This is a genomic window from Mesorhizobium sp. M1078 (genome assembly GCF_040318615.1).
In the GTDB taxonomy this organism is placed as follows: domain Bacteria; phylum Pseudomonadota; class Alphaproteobacteria; order Rhizobiales; family Rhizobiaceae; genus Mesorhizobium.
In genome coordinates this window covers 69,516-90,430 of the sequence record NZ_JAMYMP010000020.1, presented here as the reverse complement: position 1 = coordinate 90,430, position 20,915 = coordinate 69,516, and the positions used below count along the sequence as shown (strand labels likewise).

The 20,915-nt window shown below is 63.5% G+C and carries 17 protein-coding genes; 6 read left to right on the top strand and 11 right to left on the bottom strand.

Translation table 11 applies throughout. The annotated features are described in order from the left end of the window. Positions 1 to 311 precede the first annotated feature (311 nt). A complete protein-coding gene (gene nhaA, locus NKH38_RS23120; protein ID WP_023713557.1) occupies positions 312 to 1,499 on the top strand; it encodes a Na+/H+ antiporter NhaA in 1,188 nt (395 codons plus the stop codon). A 52-nt stretch (positions 1,500 to 1,551) separates the two neighbouring features. Here the strand turns inward: nhaA and NKH38_RS23115 are convergent, their stop codons facing one another. Together NKH38_RS23115 and cueR are read right to left on the bottom strand one after the other, a co-directional pair. Next, complete coding sequence (locus NKH38_RS23115) at positions 1,552 to 2,052, bottom strand: MmcB family DNA repair protein (protein ID WP_023713558.1); 501 nt, start codon at positions 2,050 to 2,052, stop codon at positions 1,552 to 1,554. A 662-nt stretch (positions 2,053 to 2,714) separates the two neighbouring features. Then, complete coding sequence (gene cueR / locus NKH38_RS23110) at positions 2,715 to 3,134, bottom strand: Cu(I)-responsive transcriptional regulator (RefSeq protein ID WP_023703112.1); 420 nt, start codon at positions 3,132 to 3,134, stop codon at positions 2,715 to 2,717. A 238-nt stretch (positions 3,135 to 3,372) separates the two neighbouring features. Here cueR and NKH38_RS23105 point away from each other — a divergent pair, with 238 nt between their 5' ends. Further along, positions 3,373 to 3,990 carry a L,D-transpeptidase gene (locus NKH38_RS23105; RefSeq protein ID WP_023692663.1) on the top strand — a complete coding sequence of 206 codons (618 nt, stop codon included), beginning with the start codon at positions 3,373 to 3,375 and terminating at the stop codon, positions 3,988 to 3,990. A 182-nt stretch (positions 3,991 to 4,172) separates the two neighbouring features. Here the strand turns inward: NKH38_RS23105 and NKH38_RS23100 are convergent, their stop codons facing one another. The 6 genes from NKH38_RS23100 to NKH38_RS23075 form a co-directional block, all read right to left on the bottom strand. Then, positions 4,173 to 4,742 (bottom strand): NifU family protein, encoded by a 570-nt coding sequence (locus NKH38_RS23100; protein WP_023685140.1) that lies wholly within the window; start codon positions 4,740 to 4,742, stop codon positions 4,173 to 4,175. 201 nt (positions 4,743 to 4,943) lie between these two features. Further along, positions 4,944 to 5,435, bottom strand: coding sequence for a universal stress protein (locus tag NKH38_RS23095; protein WP_023672856.1), 492 nt, complete (start codon positions 5,433 to 5,435; stop codon positions 4,944 to 4,946). A 101-nt stretch (positions 5,436 to 5,536) separates the two neighbouring features. Further along, on the bottom strand, positions 5,537 to 6,604 hold the full coding sequence (gene trpS / locus NKH38_RS23090; RefSeq protein WP_023672858.1) for a tryptophan--tRNA ligase: 1,068 nt from the start codon (positions 6,602 to 6,604) through the stop codon (positions 5,537 to 5,539). A 172-nt stretch (positions 6,605 to 6,776) separates the two neighbouring features. Then, positions 6,777 to 8,384: a murein biosynthesis integral membrane protein MurJ gene (murJ, locus tag NKH38_RS23085; protein WP_352763686.1), complete on the bottom strand. Its 1,608-nt coding sequence runs from the start codon at positions 8,382 to 8,384 to the stop codon at positions 6,777 to 6,779. 76 nt (positions 8,385 to 8,460) lie between these two features. After that, positions 8,461 to 11,256: a [protein-PII] uridylyltransferase gene (locus NKH38_RS23080; protein ID WP_352763683.1), complete on the bottom strand. Its 2,796-nt coding sequence runs from the start codon at positions 11,254 to 11,256 to the stop codon at positions 8,461 to 8,463. 33 nt (positions 11,257 to 11,289) lie between these two features. Then, on the bottom strand, positions 11,290 to 12,132 hold the full coding sequence (locus NKH38_RS23075; protein WP_023685136.1) for a glycosyltransferase family 25 protein: 843 nt from the start codon (positions 12,130 to 12,132) through the stop codon (positions 11,290 to 11,292). Positions 12,133 to 12,308: 176 nt separating this feature from the next. Between NKH38_RS23075 and NKH38_RS23070 the strand changes: the two genes are divergently transcribed. From NKH38_RS23070 to NKH38_RS23055, 4 genes are all read left to right on the top strand, one after another. Further along, positions 12,309 to 14,822 (top strand): heavy metal translocating P-type ATPase, encoded by a 2,514-nt coding sequence (locus NKH38_RS23070; protein WP_023715571.1) that lies wholly within the window; start codon positions 12,309 to 12,311, stop codon positions 14,820 to 14,822. Between the two features lie 43 nt (positions 14,823 to 14,865). After that, entirely contained in the window at positions 14,866 to 15,249 is a 384-nt protein-coding gene (gene copM / locus NKH38_RS23065; RefSeq protein WP_352545555.1) for a CopM family metallochaperone, read from the top strand. 96 nt (positions 15,250 to 15,345) lie between these two features. Next, the gene (locus tag NKH38_RS23060; RefSeq protein ID WP_352763676.1) at positions 15,346 to 16,191 is read left to right on the top strand and encodes an aldo/keto reductase; all 846 of its coding nucleotides are present in this window, start codon (positions 15,346 to 15,348) and stop codon (positions 16,189 to 16,191) included. A gap of 52 nt (positions 16,192 to 16,243) precedes the next feature. Further along, complete coding sequence (locus NKH38_RS23055) at positions 16,244 to 16,999, top strand: MBL fold metallo-hydrolase (RefSeq protein ID WP_352763673.1); 756 nt, start codon at positions 16,244 to 16,246, stop codon at positions 16,997 to 16,999. A 4-nt stretch (positions 17,000 to 17,003) separates the two neighbouring features. On the opposite strand, the gene NKH38_RS23050 is transcribed toward NKH38_RS23055, so the two are convergent. From NKH38_RS23050 to mutS, 3 genes are all read right to left on the bottom strand, one after another. Further along, complete coding sequence (locus NKH38_RS23050) at positions 17,004 to 17,558, bottom strand: TetR/AcrR family transcriptional regulator (protein WP_352763670.1); 555 nt, start codon at positions 17,556 to 17,558, stop codon at positions 17,004 to 17,006. A 66-nt stretch (positions 17,559 to 17,624) separates the two neighbouring features. Next, the gene (locus tag NKH38_RS23045) at positions 17,625 to 18,089 is read right to left on the bottom strand and encodes a nuclear transport factor 2 family protein (protein ID WP_023729603.1); all 465 of its coding nucleotides are present in this window, start codon (positions 18,087 to 18,089) and stop codon (positions 17,625 to 17,627) included. 73 nt (positions 18,090 to 18,162) lie between these two features. Continuing rightward, entirely contained in the window at positions 18,163 to 20,892 is a 2,730-nt protein-coding gene (gene mutS, locus NKH38_RS23040; protein WP_352763666.1) for a DNA mismatch repair protein MutS, read from the bottom strand. Positions 20,893 to 20,915 lie beyond the last annotated feature (23 nt).

The following is a 20,915-nucleotide window of genomic DNA, read 5'->3' as shown; positions in this document are numbered from 1 at the left end:
ATGCCAGTCTCTCGTCAAACCATCGCCGGTCCTCCCGGCGAAGGAGAAAACTGTCACCCATGCTATCGGTCCATTCTGTTACCTATCTATCCGGTTCGGACACTGCCTCTTTCTCCCCGTCGCTATGTGGGGAGTTGAGGAATGGTCCGCGAAGCGGACGAAAAGCCAACTGCTTGGCTTTTCGAATGACGAACGTCCGGCAGGACAATGAGGGGCGGCGCCAACGCTGGAAACAGTTGCGCTTGCCGTGCCATCGACCTTTGCCCATCATCGGCAATAACGCCGCCGGAAAACCCGGCAACGGAGCACAGATGCGCGACAAGCAGCCGAAATCCATCCTTCGCGAATTCCTCGACGGCGAGGCGGCGGGCGGCATCATCCTTATGGTTGCGGCAGCCCTTGCGCTGATCGTCGCCAATTCACCATTGGCCGAAACCTATTTCGCCGCTCTCCACGCCTATCTCGGCCCGCTCAGCGTGTCGCACTGGATCAATGATGGGCTGATGGCGGTGTTCTTCCTGCTGGTCGGCCTCGAGATCAAGCGCGAGATGCTCGACGGTCAGCTCTCGACCTGGCCGCGCCGCGTGCTGCCGGGCGTCGCCGCCGCCGGCGGCATGCTGGTTCCCGCACTCGTCTATGTCGCCATCAACCGCAACAACGCCGCCGCGCTCTCCGGCTGGGCGATCCCGACCGCCACCGACATCGCCTTTGCGCTCGGCGTGCTGTCGCTGCTCGGCAACCGCGTGCCGGCGTCGCTCAAGATCTTTCTCACCGCGCTCGCCATCATCGACGATCTCGGCGCCGTCATCATCATCGCCATCTTCTACACAAGCGGCCTATCGCTGGCCTATCTCGGTGCGGCCTTCGCCGTCATCGTGGTGCTCATCGTGCTCAACCGCATGCGGGTGACGAGGCTGACGCCCTACCTCGTGCTCGGCGCCGTGCTGTGGGTGCTGGTTCTGAAATCGGGCGTGCATGCCACGCTGGCCGGCGTCGCGCTGGCTCTCACCATTCCGCTGAAAATCTCTGCCGATAGCGGCCACGATCTCAACCATTCGCCGTTGCACCGGCTCGAACACGGCCTGCACAAGATCGTGCCCTTCGTCGTCATCCCGATCTTCGGCTTTGCCAATGCCGGCGTGTCGCTGGCCGGCCTCAGCGCCGCAGTCCTGGTCGAGCCGCTGACGCTCGGCGTTGCCGCCGGCCTGGTGCTGGGGAAGCTGGCCGGCGTCTTCGGCTCGTCCGCGCTTGCCATCCGGCTCGGCTTCGCCGACCTGCCGGTCAATGCCGGCTGGCTGCACATGATCGGCATTTCGCTGCTCTGCGGCATCGGCTTCACCATGAGCCTGTTCATCGGCCTGCTTGCCTTTGCCAACGACATGGCGCTGCAGGACGCCGTCAAGGTCGGCATCCTGGCGGGCTCGTTCGTTGCAGCGCTGCTGGGGGCAACCGTGCTGTTGGTGGCGCCAGCTGCGGGGGCGGAGGAAGAGGTGGAGTAGGTGTTCTTGGGTTCCTCGCCCCACTTCGTGGGGCGAGGAACTTGAGCTTCGTCTACTCGCTCTCCCCCGCCAGCGCCGGCACCGCCACACCCGCCAGCTCCGCCGCCAGCAGCCGCGCCGCACCCGCCCGTGCAATGCGCAGCATCAGCGCCTTGCGCGTTGCTGCGGCCATGCGGTGCTCGGGCGCCTCGCGCAAAATCTCGGCGCCGTAGCCGTCGGACAGGATGAAGCCGCATTCCTCCGGAAAAATATCCGAGGGCACGCCGGGATGCGTGGCGAAGAAGAAGCGGTCGGAGTGCAGCCGGTAATCAGGCCATTTGCGGTCGACGCGAAAATCCTCGATCGAGGATTTGATCTCGATGATCCAGATGTCGCCCTGCCTGGTCAGCGCCACAAGGTCGGCGCGCCGCCCGGTGGCCAGCGACAGTTCGGGCAGCACATGCATGCCCATTTGCATCAACAGCCTCTGCACGCCGCGCCGCACCAGCATGGCGCGTTCGGACTGGCGGCCGTCGATGAGGGGATTGAGGGGAATCGGCGAAATGATCGGCATGGCAGCCACCATGCCAGATTTTGTTCACGGTTTGAACCCTGTGTGCCATGGCGATGTATGATTGACAAACCATAGGCGAATTTTCTCTCGCAATGATAAGAAGCACGGTCCTTGGCACGAGGGGAGACATCATGGGATTTTGGGATTCATCAACCGGCTTTTTCCCGCGACCGAAGAATTGCGCCGGTACTCAGTGACCGCAGGTCCCTATTCATTCATGTTTCTGGTGAAGCGCATCCCAGCCGAAAACCAGAAATTCGTACGCTTCCGCCTCAGCCATATGGGAGCGGTCCAGGATAGTTGCACATTCAGCGTCGAGGAGTTCGGTTCCCTCGTTGATGCCGTCCTGAAGATAAAGGCAGAGCTAGATGACCCACTGCTCACTAGCGCTACCCAGCCGTAGGGGAATGGCGGCGATTATACGGTTGACATAACTGAGGCTACAACTTGATCCGAGCGCCTTCCGCGATCGCACCATATCTGTATTGGCGCGGTCTGGTATTGCTCCGGAACGCCCCTGCGTCCGCCGATCAACTTCCGTTCTTAGCTATAAGGCGGCCGGACTAAAGTCTTGCGCCGTGAACGCAAAGGTCTGATGTAACCGCTTTGGTTCCGTTCTTGTCCCTTGGACGTTCCCGTATTTTAGTCAGTCGAGATACTACTTATATGGCCGAAGCCGGCCTGTTCTCGAGCAGCGCAGCCCCCGCAATATCATCCAAAATCGGGCAGTCCGGCCGGTCGTCACCATGGCAGGCCTGGATCAGCGTCTGCAAGGTCGTGCGCATCGACTGCAGCTCGCGCACCTTCTCCTCGATGGCGCTGACATGGGCGGCGGCAATCTCGCGCACATCGTGGCTGGCGCGGCTGCGGTCCCGGTAGAGCGCCATCAGCTGCCGGCAATCGTCGATTGAAAAGCCGAGGTTGCGAGCGCGGCGCAGGAAGGCTAGCCGATGGATGTCGTCGCTGGAATAATCGCGATAGCCATTGCCGGCGCGCGCCGGGGCGATCAGGCCGATCTCTTCATAGTAGCGGATGGTCTTGGCCGGCAGGCCGGACCGCGCCGCGGCATCGCCTACATTCATTGTGATTCCTCGATGTGGTTCCCTGATTCTAGGCTATCCGACAGGACCGACCATTGTTTTTCCTTCACAATCCCGTGAGTCCTGTTGCCGAAATGCCATAGTTGCCGGCTTACCGGCACGTAAGCTCCTGCATATAGGCATCGCGCGCTTGGCAAGCAAAGCAAATGCCAGCATGAATGATTTCAGGAAAAGCGGCCGTAACGTGTCGCGACATCTTGGCGGGGCATCGGACCATTTCATGCGCATGAAGTCATTTGCAATCGTCGCCGCACTTGCGTTGTCGGCCGCGATCTCGGGTTGCAGCACGATCGGCTCGCAACTGTTCACCAACAACTACGGTTCGGTGAACGATGCAGGCTACCAACTGCCGCGCATCCCGATCGAGAGGGTGCCGCTGAAGTACCACCGGCAAGAGGTGAACTACGACACCTCGGAAAAGCCGGGCACCATCGTCGTCGATACCCAGAACAAGTTTCTCTACTTCGTCGAAGGCGACGGCCGGGCGATCCGCTACGGCATCGGCGTCGGCCGCGAAGGCTTTGAATGGCACGGGACCGCCCATATCGCGCTGAAGCGCGAATGGCCGACCTGGACGCCGCCGCGGCAGATGATCCAGCGCCAGCCGGAGCTAGCCAAGTTCGCGAGCGGCATGGAGCCGGGCTTGAAGAACCCGCTCGGCGCGCGCGCCATGTATCTGTTCAACAAGGGCGGTGATATGGGCTACCGCCTGCACGGCAGTCCGGAATGGAATTCGATCGGCAAGGCGATGTCGTCAGGCTGCATCCGGCTGATGAACCAGGACATCATCGACCTCTACGACCGCACGTCGGTCGGCGCCAAGGTCATCGTGATGTAGGACCATGATCCGGAACCGAGGTCCACGAAAGCGAAAAGTGGAACCGGTTTTCGGGAAGATCATGGTCAAAATAGGCGTTACCCTTCGTACGCGGACCGTCTAGGCAACAACGGACGTCCAAAACAGAAAACCGGGCAATCTGGCCCGGTTTTTTGTTGCTCGCTCGAATGCGTGAAGGGGTCTTAGGAGACCTGCTCGACCTGCTGTACTTCCGGCACGAAGTGGCGGAGCAGGTTCTGGATGCCGTGCTTCAGCGTCGCCGTCGAGGACGGGCAGCCGGCGCAGGCGCCCTTCATGTGCAGGAACACGGTGCCGTTCTCGAAGCCGCGGAAGGTGATGTCGCCGCCATCCTGGGCAACCGCCGGGCGCACCCTGGTGTCGAGCAGTTCCTTGATGGTGATGACCAGTTGCTCATCGGCCTTGTCGTAGAATTCGCCGGTCTGGCTGGTCTCGGCGGCGGGGCCGGCGTTGACCATCACGGGCGCGCCCGACATGAAATGCTCCATGATGGCGCCGAGGATGGCCGGCTTCAGGTGCTGCCAGTCCGGGCCGTCCTTGGTCACGGTGATGAAGTCATAGCCGAAGAAGACGCCGGTCACGCCGGGGATCTCGAACAGGCGGCCGGCCAGCGGCGAGGCGCTGGCTGCACTGTCGGCGTCGCGGAAATCGGCGGTGCCTTCGACAAGCACTTCCTTGCCGGGCAGGAACTTCAGCGTTGCCGGGTTCGGCGTCGATTCGGTCTGGATGAACATGGCCGTCTCCGTGCCCCAGTCGGGCAGCTAGTTTGGAATAGTTCTAAATAGGCTCAATCGGCTGTACATTCAAGCGAAACGCGTCGCTCAAAATGGCTGGCTGGCGGAATGTTTTTGCTGGCTGGGAATGAATCCCGCGCGGGCTATAAATCCAGGATCGTGATGTTATCCGAAACCGCTTCACACTTCCGGCATCACTCTCTATGCGAGGCTGTCGATCTCCTCGTCAGACAGGTTCTGCGGCACCACTGTGACCGGAATAGGGAAGGCGGCGCCCTTGCCGGCAACAGCCCCGACCAGCGGCCCGGGTCCTTCCTTGCCGGCACCTGCCGCCAGCACCAGGATGGCGATGTCCTGGTCTTCCTCGATCAGCTTGTGGATCTCCTCGGTCGGCTTGCCTTCGCGCACCACCATCTCGGGCTCGATGCCGAGCTTCTGGCGCACCTTGTTGGCGTAGCCGTCGAGTGCCGCGCGTGCCGTGGCATTGGCTTCCTCGCGCATGATCTTCTCGACGCCCAGCCAGTGCTGAAAGTCGTCCGGTGTGATGATGTAGAGCAGCACCAGCGTGCCGCTGGTGCTCTGCGCCCGCTTGGAGGCGTACGCGACGGCGCGCTCGCACTCCGGCGTGTCGTCGATGATCGTCAGGAATTTCCTGCGATGGCCGGCTTCGCGACTGAGGCGTTTGGAGACCATGTCTATCTACTCGATGTTTTCGGCCGCAATCTGCCACCGCGACAGACCGGCGGCAAGCCGCCGGCCTTGGGCCAGAATGGTGCGGTGCACTGACGGTAGGATCAGCCCTGCAACAGGCCGATAATGTCGCGTACCGTCTTCATGGTGGTCTCAGCCAGCGCGCCGGCGCGTTCGCCGCCGTCTCTCAGCACCGCGTCGACATAGGCGCGGTCGCCCTCGATACGGCGCATCTCGCCGGCGATCGGCGCCAGTTTTTCCACAGCAAGGTCGGCGAGCGCCGGCTTGAACACGGAAAACTGCTGGCCGCCGAATTCCTTCAGCACGTCCGCCTTCGACATCTCGGCCAGCCCGGCATAGATGCCGACCAGGTTTTCCGCTTCCGGGCGGCTTTCCAGTCCGTCGACTTCGCTTGGCAACGCTTCCGGGTCGGTCTTGGCCTTGCGGATCTTCTTCGAGATGGTGTCGGCATCGTCGGTCAAATTGATGCGCGACAGGTCGGACGGGTCCGACTTCGACATTTTCTTCGAACCGTCGCGCAGGCTCATGATGCGCGCCGCCGGCCCGCCGATCACCGGTTCGGTTATCGGGAAGAACCCGTTTACCGTCTCCTCGCCAACCTGCATCTCGACGCCGACGCCAAGACTGGCGATGCGGCTCGAAAAATCATTATTGAACTTTTGCGCGATGTCGCGGGTCAGCTCCAGATGCTGCTTTTGGTCCTCGCCCACCGGCACATGGGTCGCGCGGTAGAGCAGGATGTCGGCCGCCATCAGCGAGGGATAGGCAAGCAGGCCCAGCGAGGCGTTCTCGCGGTCCTTGCCGGCCTTGTCCTTGAACTGCGTCATCTTGTTCATCCAGCCGATGCGCGCCACGCAATTGAAAATCCAGGCAAGCTCGGCATGCTGCATCACCCGCGACTGGTTGAAGACGATGTGCTTCTTCGGGTCGATGCCGGAGGCGAGGAAGGCGGCGGTGATCGAGCGGGTCTGGTCGGCGAGGTCGTCATGGACGAGTTGTGCCGTCAGCGAATGCAGGTCGACGACGCAATAGATGCAGTCTGACGTGTCCTGCAGGGCGACGAATTTCTTGATGGCGCCGAGATAGTTGCCGAGATGCAGATTGCCGGTCGGCTGTACCCCGGAAAAGACGAGCTGTTTGAAGGCGGTCATGGGTTCCTCATGGCTTGTGGAGGGCCGTATAAGCGTGATTCCGAAAAGTTGCAGACTTTTCGGAGCCAATCACGCGGCTGGAAACCGCGCCCGGCGAAAGTCTTTCGACGGCGCGCTTATGGACGAAGGGGCGGAGAGGATCAAGACCGGTGTTGCTGTTAGCTCGCCCGGACTATTCGTCCAGATCGGCGTTTGGCGCTGGCGCCGCTGCCTTGCCCGAGCCGCGTTTCACATTGCGCCGGATCATTCCGAAATCGGCGCCGCCGGTGGCGAAAGCCGTGACGAAGTAGAGCAGCGCCCCGCCGGCTACCAATGAGAGAAGCGTTACGGCCTTGATCACCAGTGGCGAGCCGGGGCCGAGCCTGATGGCCAGCCAGTGCTCGGCGAAATAGAGTGCTGTCGCCATCACCGCCGCCGACAGCACAAGACGCGGAATGCGCTTCAGCAGCGGCGCGTCGCGGCCCCAATGGCCGCGCCGGATCAGGACGGCGAGCAGCATCACCGCGTTGACCCAGCCGGCGACGGCCGAGGCTACCGCAATGCCGGGCGCGCCCATTTTCGGGAACAGCGTCAGCGCGGTGATCACGTTCACGCCGACCGAGATGGCGGCGAACATCATCGGCGTGCGCGTGTCCTCGCGGGCGAAATAGCCGGGGGTGAAGGCCTTGATCAGCACGAAGGCCGGCAGGCCGAGGCCAAAGATCGCCAGGATCGCCGCCACCGTCGGCGTCGAGCCGGTGGCGGCGAAGGCGCCGCGCTCATAAACCAGCCGCACGATCGGCTCCGCCATTACCCAAAGGGCCGCCGCCGCCGGCAAGGTCATGAACAGCGTGAACTCGACCGAGCGGTTCTGCAGATTGGCCGCCTCGACCAGATTGCCCGATTTCAGCGCCCGCGACAGCTCCGGCAACAGCACGATGGCCACCGCGACGCCGACGACGCCGAGCGGCAGCTGGTAGATGCGGTCGGCGTAAGCAAGCGAGGACACGGCGCTGTCCTGCGCCGACGCGATCGCCGTGCCGATCAGCTGGTTGATCTGGGTGATGCCGCCGGTGATCGCCGCCGGCAGCGCCAGGATCAGCAGGCGCTTGATGTTGGGCGTCATCTTCGGCCGGCGAAAGCCGACGGCGATGCCGGCATTGCGCACCGCCACCCAGACGATGGCAAGCTGCACCAGCCCCGCCGCCAGCACGCCCCAGGACAGGCTGAAACCGACCTCACGGGCATCCATGCCGTGGTACCAGGCGTAGCCGAGCACGCTGATCAGGATGATGTTGAGGAAAGCCGGCGCCACGGCAGCCGCGAAATAGCGGCGCAGCGAATTCAGCATGCCGGCCATCATCGCTGCGAGCGACATGCAGATGAGATACGGGAACATGATCGTCGCCAGCAGGACGGTCGTCTCGAATTTGCCCGGCGTGTCGGCAAAGCCCGGCGCCACGAGATAGCGCACGATCAGCGGCATCGCCAATTCCATGACGATGGTCAGCGCCAGAAGTGCGGTGAACAGGACGCCGAACACTTCCTCCGAAAAACGCTTGGCGCCGTCGGTGCCGTGAGTCTCGATCTCCTTGGCAAACAGCGGCACGAAAGCGGCGTTGAAGGCGCCTTCGGCAAACAGCCGGCGAAACGTGTTGGGAAACTGAAAGGCGGCGTTGAAGGCGTCCGCCACCGGCCCGGTGCCGAGTGCGGCCGCCATCAGCATTTCGCGGCCAAAGCCAAGGGCGCGGCTCATCAGCGTGCCGGACGCAACCGTGGCGAATTTCTTGACGAGGCTCATGCGCGGGGAGATTGCCTGGATGATTGGGACAAAGGGGATGATTGGGACAAAGGGGGTGATTGGGACAAAGTGATGGTCACTCGGCCGCCGCCTTGGTCTTGCCGCCGCGCTCCGGGACAACGCCTTCAAGTGCCGCGATCAGCCTTGTGTGGATGGCGGCGGTGCGCGCCGGATTGTCGATCTTCTGCCCCGTCAGGTCGGTGACATAGAAAGTGTCGATCACCTTCTCGCCGAAGGTGGTGATGTGGGCCGAGGCGATGTCGAGCGAGAGATCGGACAACGCACTGGTGATTTCCGACAACAGCCCAGGCCGGTCCAGTCCCTCGACCTCGATCACCGAAAACCGGTTCGACAGCGTGTTGCGGATTTCGGCGCGCGGCGGAATCTTGAACACCTTGGCGCCGCGCCGCGGCCGGGTGCGCTTCTCGATCATCTCCGGCAACCAGCTCTTGCCCGACAGCACGTCCTCGATCAGCCGGCCGACGCGCTCGGCGCGACGGCGCTCATCCTCGTCGCGGTCGAATTCCCGTGAGATCAGGATGATGTCCAGCGCGCGGCCGTCGGACGTGGTGAATATCTGCGCGTCGACGATGTTGCCGCCGGCGCCGGCACAGGCGCCGGCAATAACCGAAAGCAGGCGCGGATGATCCTGCGCCAGCACGGTGATCTCGGTCACCGCCTCGAATTGGTGCGTCCTGACCACGGTGGCGAGCTTCTTGCCTGCCGCGTCGGCTTCGCGGATGAATTCGGCATGACGCAGCTGATCGGGGAGGTCGACCGTCAGCAGATAGTTCTCGTAATGCAGGCCGACATAGCGCTTGCGGGCCTTGTCCGGCCAATCGGCCAGCGCCTCGGCCAGCCGCTCGCGCGCCGCCGCCGTCCGCTTGGCGCGCGACACTTCCGAGAAGCCGCCGGTCAAAAGCAGTTCGGTCTCGTAGTAGAGCGTGCGCAGGAGCTGGCCCTTCCAGCCGTTCCACACGCCCGGCCCGACACCCCTGATGTCGCAGACGGTCAGGATCAACAGCATTTTCAGCCGCTCGACCGATTGCACGATCGAGGCGAAATCCTCGATCGTCTTGCGGTCGTTGAGGTCGCGCGTCTGCGCCGTCATCGACATCACCAGATGGTTCTCGACCAGCCAAGCGACGGTCTCGGTGTCGGCGGCCGACAGCCCCATATGCGGGCAGATGCGGCGTGCGATCCGGGCGCCGGCCTCTGAGTGATCCTCCGGCCGGCCCTTGGCGATGTCGTGCAGCAGCACCGCGACATAGAGCGCCTCGCGGCTCTTCTCTAGCCCCGGCATCAGCGTGTGCGACAGCGGATGCACCTTTTCGCCATCGCCGCGCTCGATCTCGGCCAAGACGCCGATGCAGCGGATCAGGTGCTCGTCCACCGTATAGTGGTGGTACATCGAGAACTGCATCATGGCGACTATTCTGCCGAAATCGGGGATCAGCCTGCCGAGCAGGCCGGCCTCGTTCATGCGCCGCAAATTGAGCTCGGCATTGCGGTCCGAGGTCAGGATGTCGAGGAACAGCCGGTTGGCCTCCTCGTCGCGCCGCAGCGACTTGTTGACCAGACCGAGCGAGCGGGTGAGCAGCTTCAGCGCATCGGGATGGAACTCCAGCCCGTGCTTGTCGGCGAACCAGAACAGCCTGAGCAGATTGACCGGGTCGCGCTCGAACACGCTGTCGTCGGCGACGTTGATGCGGTGATTGTCGACAATGAAGTCCGACGTGCCTGCCAGCTTGCGCTTGCGGCGCTGGAAGGTGAGGAAGATGCGGTTGAAGCCGGGCACATGCTTGGCCTGCTCTTCCTCGAGCGCGGCGCAGAAGATGCGGGTGAGGTCGCCGACATCCTTGGCGACGAGGAAGTAGTGCTTCATGAAGCGCTCGACCGCCGACAGACCGGGATGCGTGGTGTAGCCCAGCCGTTCGGCGATCTCGCGCTGGATATCGAAATGCAGCCGTTCCTCTGGCTTGCCGGTGAGGAAATGCATGTGGCAGCGCACCGCCCACAGGAAGTCTTCGGCCTTCTGGAATTCGCGGTACTCGGCTTCGGTGAAGACGCCCTTTTCGACCAGTTCCTCGCCGGTGCGCACGCGATAGAAGTATTTGGCGATCCAGAACAGCGTCTGCAAATCGCGCAGGCCGCCCTTGCCGTCCTTGACGTTGGGCTCGACCAGATAGCGGCTTTCGCCGGCCTTGGCATGGCGATCATCGCGTTCGGCGAGCTTGGCCTGCACATATTCCGGTCCGGTGGTGCGCACCACTTCATGGTCGAAGCGGGTCAGCAATTCGTCGAAGAGCTTCTGTTCGCCCCACAGGAACCGCGCTTCCAGGATCGTGGTGCGGATGGTGATGTCGCTGCGCGACAGCCTGAGACACTCGTCGATGTTGCGGGTGGCGTGGCCGACCTTCAACCCGAGGTCCCACAGCATATAGAGCATATATTCGACGATCTGTTCGCCCCACGGCGTCTGCTTGTAGGGCAGCAGGAACAACAGGTCGATGTCGGAGCCCGGCGCCAGCGTGCCGCGGCCATAGCCGCCGACGGCAACGACCGCCATGCGCTCTGCGGTCGAGGGGCTTTTCACCCGGTAGACGTGGGTCGCGGCGAACTCGTAGAGGGCGCGGATGATCTCGTCCATCAGATGCGACAGCCGGGCGGCGCAGGCCGTGCCGCTGCCATCGTCCATCAGCATGCGCTCGGCAACCTTGCGGCCCTCGGTCAGCCGATCCTTCAGCAGCCGGAGCGCGCCGACGCGCGCGCCGGGCTCGATGCCGCTGGCCGCCGAGATCAGCGCCGTCATGTCGCGGCGCAAAGCCTCGCTGTCGATCAGCGCGTCGAGCTTGAGGGAGATTTTTGCCATGGATTGCCGGTGGGCCTCGCCTTTGCGCGGCGTCTATAGCGCGTTTTCACGGCGCTGTGTATGGGGCGGACGGACGCGTCGGCCGCGATACCAGAAAGGGATGATCATCTCGCGCCGGAGCCGGAAGAGATCGGCGATCTGCCGCGTCAACCGCCTGGTCTCGATCCTTACCTTGGCGGTGATTGGCCTGGGGCGCCGTTTACCTATCCCGCTTGCCACCCATTCCTCTGTTCGCTCCTGCTTGAGCAGGCTTGGCAATCTCACCGGACTGTCGCCGAGGAATTGTGCCTGCAGGCACAATGCTGGGACGAGTTGGTAAATGACCTTGTCGGACGAGGTCGCAAAACGCGGATTGAAGATGAGGTGATCGACGGGAATGCTGATCTCATTCGTTGCCGCAAGAAGGTCCCGCGCGGCCTGTCTGGACAGGATGTATCCCGCCGTACCGATATGGAGCCCGTGCAGTCTGCTCGCAGAAAAACCGTGGCCGCAGGCAACTTGCTTGCGTGAAATTACGGTCCGGTTGAAGAACGTTTCAAGCTTGACGATGTCCGCATCGGCGGGAATCCAGCCCGCATCGGCAAGCAAAGCGCCGGCTTTGTCCGGGAAAACGACATCGTCCTCGAAAATCGCCGCGTAAGCATCCTCACCTGCAGCGATCATCGACCAACACTGTTGGTGGCTGAGCAGGCATGCAATCTCGGCGTCGGCCAGACGCAAATGCTTCTTGCCCTGCGGCATTTCGGCCAGATCCGGCCGATCTCGCGCATCGATGGCGGCGACCCGCTCAAACGCGATGCCGATGCGGGCGAACTCCGCCGTTACATGGGCGAGGCGATCGCGGGACCGATCGAGATTGATAATCAGGCATTTCATTTGGGTGGGATCGATGCAGTGGGACGCGCGTCCATAGCATGGGAACAAAGTTGCGTAAGCGATTTTCCCTCGATGTGCGCGATGACGGCCACGATCGAAAAGTGGAAATCGCCCCTTGACCTTCCAGTTACTGGAAGCACTACCTCCTCACCCAGACAGATATAAGGCACTTTTCGATGGCGCATTCCGAGCATCACCACCACGCGCACGCGGCCGATGGCAACTGCTGTACGGCAAAGGCTGCTGAGCCGGCCGCCGAAGCCGTGGTGCGCGATCCGGTGTGCGGCATGAGCGTCGATCTGGCAGCCGGCAAGCCGACGGCCGAGCATGGCGGCCGTCTTTTTCACTTCTGCAGCGAGGGTTGCCGTACGAAATTCGTCGCCGGGCCTGAAAAATACCTGACCGCCACCGACCCCGTCTGTGGCATGAGTGTCGACCGCGCTACCGCCAGGCATTTTTTCCGCCACGAAGGCCAGGGTTTCTATTTCTGCTCGGCCGGCTGCCGGGCGAAGTTCGAGGCCGAGCCGCAAAACTATCTCGGCGATAGGCCGGCGGCGTCGCCAGTGCCGAAAGGCACTCAATACACCTGCCCGATGCACCCCGAAGTGATAAGAGACAAGCCCGGCTCCTGCCCGATCTGCGGCATGGCGCTTGAGCCGATGGGCGTTCCCACTGGCGATGAGGGCCCGAACCCCGAACTGGTAGACTTCACCAGACGGTTCTGGGTCAGCGCGGTGCTGTCCCTGCCGCTGCTGATCGTTGCCATGGCGCCGATGCTCGGCCTGACGTTCCAGGCGTTTGTCGACGGGCGAACGATGGTCTGGCTGGAATTGGCGCTGGCCAGCCCAGTGGTGCTGTGGGCGGCCTTCCCCTTCTTCCACCGCGGCTGGGAGTCGCTGGTCAACCGCAGCCCCAACATGTGGACGCTGATTTCGCTGGGTGTGGGTGCGGCCTACCTCTACAGCGTCGTCGCCGCACTGTTTCCGGACATCTTTCCGCATCAGTTCCGTGGCCATGGCGGCACCGTCCCGGTCTATTTCGAGGCAGCTTCCGTCATCGTCGCGCTGGTATTCCTCGGTCAGGTGCTCGAATTGCGGGCGCGCGAAAAGACCGGCTCGGCCATCCGTGCGCTGCTCGACCTGGCGCCGAAGACGGCACGGCTGATCGGGGAGGACGGCTCCGACACCGACGTGCCGCTCGATGCGGTCAAGACCGGCGACCACCTGCGCCTCCGTCCAGGCGACGCCGTGCCGGTCGACGGCATCGTAACGGAAGGCCGTTCCTCCATCGACGAATCGATGATCTCGGGCGAGCCGCTGCCGGTCGAAAAAACGAAAGGCGATGCCTTGACCGGCGGCACGCTCAACAAGAACGGTTCGCTGATCATGCGCGCCGAAAAGGTCGGCTCCGAAACGACGCTTTCGCGCATCGTCGAGCTGGTCGCAAAGGCGCAGCGTTCGCGCGCGCCGATTCAAGGTCTGGCCGATCGCGTCTCCTTCTACTTCGTGCCGGCCGTCGTGCTGGTCGCGCTCGCGGCCTTTGCCGCCTGGGCGATCCTCGGTCCCGAACCCAGCTTGATCTTTGCCATCGTCTCGGCGGTCTCGGTGCTGATCATCGCCTGCCCCTGCGCGCTCGGCCTGGCGACGCCGATGTCGATCATGACCGCCACCGGGCGCGGGGCGCACGCGGGCGTGCTGATCAAGGACGCGGCCGCGCTTGAGCGCTTCGCTTCGGTCGACACGTTGATCGTCGACAAGACCGGCACCTTGACCGAAGGCAAGCCTCGCTTGACCGATGTCGTCGCTGCCGAAGGCCTGTCTGAGAATGTATTGCTGGCGCTCGCCGCCGGCCTGGAAAAAGGCTCGGAGCATCCGCTGGCCGAGGCCATTGTCGGCGGCGCCGGCGAACGCGGCCTGACGCTCGTTGAGGCCGGCGGCTTCGACGCCGTCACCGGCAAGGGCGTATCCGGCACGGTGTCTGGCAGGAAGGTTTCGCTCGGCAACGCCGCCATGATGGCCGATGTCGGCATCGACACCGCTTCCCTTTCGGCGAAAGCTGAGGCGCTGCAGGCCGAGGGCAAGACGGCGATGTTCGTTGCGGTGGACAAAAGACTGGCCGGCATTGTCGCGGTCGCCGATCCGGTCAAGGCAACGACAGCCGAGGCGATCAGGGCGCTGCACGACAGAGGGTTGCGGATCATCATGGCGACCGGCGACAATGAACGCACGGCGCGTGCCATCGCCAAAAGCCTTGGCATTGACGAGGTGCGCGCCGGCCTTCTGCCGGAACAAAAAGCAGCCCTTGTCGAGGAGTTGCGTGCGAAAGGTGCGGGCGTCGCCATGGCCGGCGACGGCGTCAACGATGCGCCGGCCCTGGCCAGCGCCGATGTCGGCATCGCCATGGGCACCGGCGCCGATGTCGCTGTCGAGAGCGCCGGCATTACGCTGGTCAAGGGCGATCTCAACGGCATCGTCAGGGCGCGAACGCTCGCCCAGGGGACGATCCGCAACATCCGCCAGAATCTGTTCTTCGCCTTCCTCTACAATGTGCTTGGCGTGCCGGTTGCCGCCGGCGTGCTCTATCCGCTGACCGGCACGCTTTTGTCGCCGATGCTGGCTGCGGCGGCCATGAGCCTGTCTTCGGTTTCGGTCATCGCCAACGCATTGCGGCTGCGGACGTTGAAACTCTGAGCAAAGCCCCCAGATACGAATTTCAATCAACAGGAGATCATGGATGACCTTGGCTAAGAAAATCGTGCTTTTGATGATGGCGGCGGGAATGCTGCTTGCCGTTTTCCTCGAAAGCGTCCCGGCGCAATCCGAAGAGATGAAACACGACATGGGCGCGATGGGCGCGCAAGGTCCTTCGACCGACGGCTACAAGGCGGCGATGGACAAGATGCACACCGACATGATGATCGATTATTCCGGCAATGCCGATGTCGACTTCGTGCGCGGCATGATCCCGCATCATCGGGGCGCGATCGACATGGCCAAGGTGGAACTCGCCAATGGCAAGGATCCCGAAATCCGCAAGCTGGCCGAAGATGTCATCGCCGCGCAGGAAGCCGAGATCACCAAGATGCAGGCCTGGCTCGCCGCCCATCCGGCGAAGTAAGGCAGCAACGACTGCGGAGAAGAATGCGGGATCTATTGTGGATTTCTCCCTGTGCTTGTGATGCCATGCGCATTGACCGCCATACGAGGAGCCTCCATGCCCACGACCATAAGAACCACCACGTTGCCTTCGGGCGAGGCCGTCCAGGTGCTGGGACAGGGCACATGGAAGATGGGCGAGGATTCCCGCCGCCGCGCCGGGGAGGTCAATGCCCTGAAGCTCGGGCTGGACCTCGGCATGACGTTGATCGACACCGCTGAAATGTATGCCAGCGGCGGCGCCGAGGAGGTGGTGGCGGAAGCCATTGCCGGGCGCCGCGACAAACTCTTTCTCGTCTCCAAGGTATTGCCGTCCAATGCCTCGCGCGCCGGCGTGGCCCGGGCCTGCGAAAACAGCTTGAAGCGCCTGCGCACCGACCGCATCGATCTCTATCTCCTGCATTGGCCGGGCAGTGTGCCTCTAGGCGAAACGGTCGAGGCTTTCGAGGCGTTGAAGAAGGCCGGCAAGATCCGTCACTGGGGCGTCAGCAATTTCGACACCGACGAAATGGAGGAGCTGACCGGTCCGTCGTCTGGAGATCATGTCCAGACCAACCAGGTACTCTACAATCTGTCGCGGCGCGGCCCCGAATTCGATCTCGCGCCATGGAGCCGGCAGCGCGGCATCCCGCTGATGGCCTATTCGCCGGTCGAGCAGGGCGCGCTGGCGCGCAATTCCAGGCTGGAAACCATCGCCGCCCGCCACAACGCAACGCCGGCACAGATCGCCCTGGCCTGGGTGATGGCGCAGCCCGGTGTCATCGCCATCCCGAAGGCGAGCAGCCAGGAGCACGTCCGCCAGAATGTTGCCGCGCTCGACATCGAGCTGGAGGCTGAGGATTTCGTCGAACTCGACCGCGCCTTTCCACCGCCGACGCGCAAGCGCGGCCTGGAGATGATCTAGATTGGAACGGATTTCGACCGGGTATAATCATACGGCGTATAGAGTCGGAGCCATGACGGTCACGTCGCTGCGCGACGGTTACGTCGACATGCCAATCAGGCGGCTGCGCCAGCCCGGAGACCGGACATTCGGTGACAACCTGCCCTCGCATGTACCGCTCGTCGACGGTGCGCTCAGGCTGTCGGTCAACGCCTTCGCCATCGATGACGGCGACGACATCACGCTGATCGACACAGGGGCTTCGAACGCCTGGCACCCGACAATGGGGCACCTGCCCGAGGCGCTGCGCGAGGCGAAGATCGCCATCGAGCGGATTCGGACTGTTGCTTTCACCCACACCCATCTCGACCATATACACGGGCTCATCCTTGCCGATGGTGGCGACGGCTTCCCGCAGCTCTCTCGGCTGCTTGTCCCGCGCGCTGAGCTCGGCAGTCGCGACGTGGCGAGGCTGGAACGCTTCCACGATCGCGCCCAGCCTCTCGATGCTGGACAGCGCGTCAGCGCTGACATCGATACGATCGGCTCCGCTGGCCATGAAGCCGGCCACAGTTGCTTTCGCGTTGTGAGCGCAGGCGAAACACTGTTGATCTGGGGCGACATCGTACATGTGCCGTCGCTTCAATTCGATCGACCCGAGATCACGTGGGAATTCGACGCAGACCAGCAGCAGGCGAGGGAAAGCCGGTTGCAAATGCTGGCGCTTGCGGCCAACAACGACTGCTACGTCGCCGGCGCGCATCTTGATTCGCCCGGCGTCGGCCGGGTTTTTCGAACCGAGGCGGCTTTCCGCTTCGAGCCCTTATAGCACTCTAGCCGAGCGCCGCCCGCGCTCGTTGCAGGGCGCGGGAAAACACTGCCGTGTCGTCGAAGGCGCGCGCCAGCGTGAGCGCGCCCAGGATGGCGCCGACCGTCTCTGCGGCGATTTCATCCGCCTTGGCCGGGTCGTGTCCGGCGCGCGTCAGCGCTTCGGCAAGATGCGCCACCCAGCGGCCGAAATAGCTTTTGATCGCGATGGCGAAGAGGTCGCGGGATTCGTCCAGCGCGAAGGCGCCGATCAGGCACACCCGGCGTCCCGAGCGGAAATAGCTCTCCGTCGCTTCGAACATCCGATCGATGCCCGTACGAGGGTCGGCCCTGTCCTGCAACGGCACGAAGACATTCTCCTCGAACCAGCCATCTATATGGGCAATGACAGCCGCCGCCATCTCTTCCTTGCCGCCGGGGAAGAAGTGGTAAAGGCTGCCTTTGCCTAGGCCGGTCGCCGCACCGATCCGCGCCAGGCTCGCCCCTTCATAGCCGTGTTCGCGGAAAACCTCGCCGATGATGGAGAGCAAATCGGCGCGATCGGGCGCGATCCTGCGCATGCGCTAGTTTTTCCGCTTGAGCATGATCTTTGCCGAAAACCGCGACACAGCTCTAGGGATCATATTCTAAAGTCCGAGTTCGGACAGGCCGGGATGGTCGTCCGGCCGGCGGCCGAGCGGCCAGTGATATTTGCGCTCACCCTCGGCGATCGGCAGGTCGTTGATGCTGGCGACGCGCCTACGCATCAGCCCGGCCGCGTCGAATTCCCAATTCTCATTGCCGTAGGAGCGGAACCAGTGGCCACTGTCGTCGCGCCATTCATAGGCAAAGCGCACCGCGATGCGGTTGTCGTTCCAGGTCCAGACCTCCTTGATCAGGCGGTAGTCGAGCTCGCGAGCCCATTTGCGCGTGAGGAAGGAGACTATCTCATTTCTGCCCGAGACGAACTCGGCGCGGTTGCGCCAGGTGCTGTCCTGCGTATAGGCGAGCGAAACCCGTTCGGGATCGCGGCTGTTCCAGGCGTCTTCGGCAAGCCGAGCCTTCTGCGCGGCGGTCTCGGCGGTGAAGGGCGGCAGCGGCGGACGGCTCATGTTATTCTCCCATCGGCAAAGGCGATGGCGAGCATTGTACCAATCGGTACAATTGGTCAAGGCCGAAATCGGGCTAGGTTTTCCCCGCCAGCCCCTTCAGCCGGTAGAGCGCTTCCAGCGCCTCGCGCGGCGTCATCTCGTCTGGATTGATCTCACCCAGCGCTGCGCCCAATGCGTCGCTCTTCGCAGGCTTTGCCGCTTCCCGCTTCATTGCCACCGAAAACAGCGGCAGATCGTCGACCAGTCGGTTGGCCTTGCCGGAGACATCGCCTTCCTCGAGCTGATGCAGCACCTCTTTGGCGCGGCCGACCACCGCTTCCGGCAGACCGGCAAGGCGAGCGACCTGAACGCCATAGGAGCGATCGGCGGCACCCTTGCCGACCTCGTGCAGGAAGACGACGTCGCCTTCCCATTCCTTGACCCGCATGGTGACGTTGGAAAGGCGCGGCAGTTTGCCGGACAGCGCCGTCATCTCGTGGAAATGGGTGGCAAAGATCGCCCGGCAGCGGTTCTTCTCGTGCAGGTACTCGACCGCCGCCCAGGCGATCGACAGGCCATCGAAAGTGGCGGTGCCGCGGCCGATTTCGTCGAGGATCACCAGCGCCCGCTCACCGGCCTGGTTGAGGATCGCCGCCGTCTCGACCATCTCGACCATAAAGGTGGAGCGGCCACGCGCCAGATCGTCCGAGGCGCCGACGCGCGAGAACAACCGGTCGACGACGCCGATATGGGCCGATGTCGCCGGCACGAAGGAACCGGTTTGGGCGAGGATGGCGATCAGTGCGTTTTGCCGCAGGAAGGTCGACTTACCGCCCATATTCGGACCGGTGAGCAGCCAGATCGCGCCGGCCTTGGCCCCGTCTTGCGGCGACAGATCGCAATCATTGGCGACGAACCGCCCTTCGCCCGAACGCCGCAGCGCCTGTTCCACCACAGGATGGCGCCCGCCCGAGATGTCGAAGGCGAGGCTGGAATCGACCAGCGGCCGGCACCAGGCTTCGCTCTCCGACAACAGCGCGAGCGCCGCCGACACGTCGAGCACGGCGAGCGCATCGGCGCCGGCGCGGATCTTCTGCGCCTCGCCGACCGCCTCAGCCGTCAGCGTATCGAAAGCGGCAAGCTCGATGCTCAGCGCCCGGTCGGCGGCATTGGCGATCTTGGTCTCGAGTTCGGCAAGTTCGGTCGTGGTGAAACGCATGGCATTGGCCATGGTCTGGCGGTGGATGAAGCGCGCCTTGGCGCCGTCGCTTCCGGTCATGATCGAATGGTGGTTGGCGGTCACCTCGATGTAGTAACCCAGCACATTGTTGTGCCGGATTTTCAGCGAGCGGATGCCGGTCTCCTCGATCAGCGAGCGCTCCAGTCCGGCGATCACCTTGCGCGATTCGTCGCGCAGCGCCCGCATTTCGTCGAGTTCGGCATGGTAGCCGCCACGCACGAAGCCGCCGTCGCGCCTCAGCAGCGGCAGTTCCTCGCCAAGAGCCTGGGTCAGATGCTCGGCCAGCGCGCGCGGCAGCGCCTTTATCGCGGCAAGTGCCGCGGTCAGCTCAGCGGGCAGGACGGTCGTTCCGAACAGTTCGGCAATGGCGCCCGCCGCTTCAAAGCCGGCACGCAGCGCGCCGAGGTCGCGCGGGCCGCCGCGGTTGAGCGCCAACCGCGACAGCGCTCGCGGCATGTCGGCGACGCTCTTCAGGCTTGACCGCACCGCCTGGCAGAGCCGCGTCTCGGCGCGGAAGAACGATACCGAATCAAGCCGGGCGGCAATCGCCGCCGGATCGGTCAGCGGCGCCATCAGCCGGTCGGCGAGCAGCCTGGCGCCGCCGCCGGTGACCGTGCGGTCTATAGCCTTGAACAGCGAGCCGTCGCGGCTGCCCGACAGCGTGCGCAACAGTTCCAGATTGCCGCGTGTCGCAGGATCGATGAACAGCGTCGAGCCCTGCTCCTCGCGTTCGGGACGCGACAAAGGCGGCCGCTCGGCCTTCTGCGTCTTTTCGACGTAGGCGATGGCGCCCGAGATCGCCGACAATTCGGCGCGCGAGAAGGCACCGAAACTGTCAGGCGTCGCCACTTCGAAGAAGCGCGCGATCCGCCCCGCTGCCGAAGCCGAATCGAAAAGCGACGGCGGCTGCGGGCTGGCGACGCGGCCGATGACGTCGAACACCGGCTTCAGCTCGGGATCGTAAAACACCGGCTCGGCGACGATCAGCTCGCGCGGGTCGACGCGGAAGACATCGGCCAGCAGGCGGTCGGCCGTGGTTTCGGCGACGCGGAAGACGCCGGTCGAGATCTCGATCCAGGCCATGGCGAAGGCGTCACCGCTGTTGCCGCCCTTCACCCGCCCTAGCGCCATCAGGAAGCTCGATTCCGACGGCGCCAGCAATTTATCCTCGGTGATGGTGCCTGGCGTCACCAGGCGCACCACGTCACGGCGTACGACCGATTTGCCGCCGCGCTTCCTGGCTTCCGCCGGGTCCTCGATCTGCTCGCAGACGGCAACGCGAAAACCCTGGCCGATCAGCTTTTGCAGATAGTCGTCGGCCGCATGCACCGGCACGCCGCACATCGGAATGTCGTTACCCTGGTGCTTGCCGCGCTTGGTCAGGACGATGCCCAGCGCCTTGCTCGCCTTCTCGGCGTCGTCGAAGAACAGCTCGTAGAAATCGCCCATGCGGTAGAACAGCAGAGAATCCGGGTTCGCCGCCTTGATCTCGATATATTGCTCCATCATCGGCGTGACGCTGCCGACGGGCGCAGGCGGTGTCACCTCGGGGGCGTCGGTTTCTGCTGAAGTGTGCATGTTCATGCCCGCACGCTAGCAGATGTGGG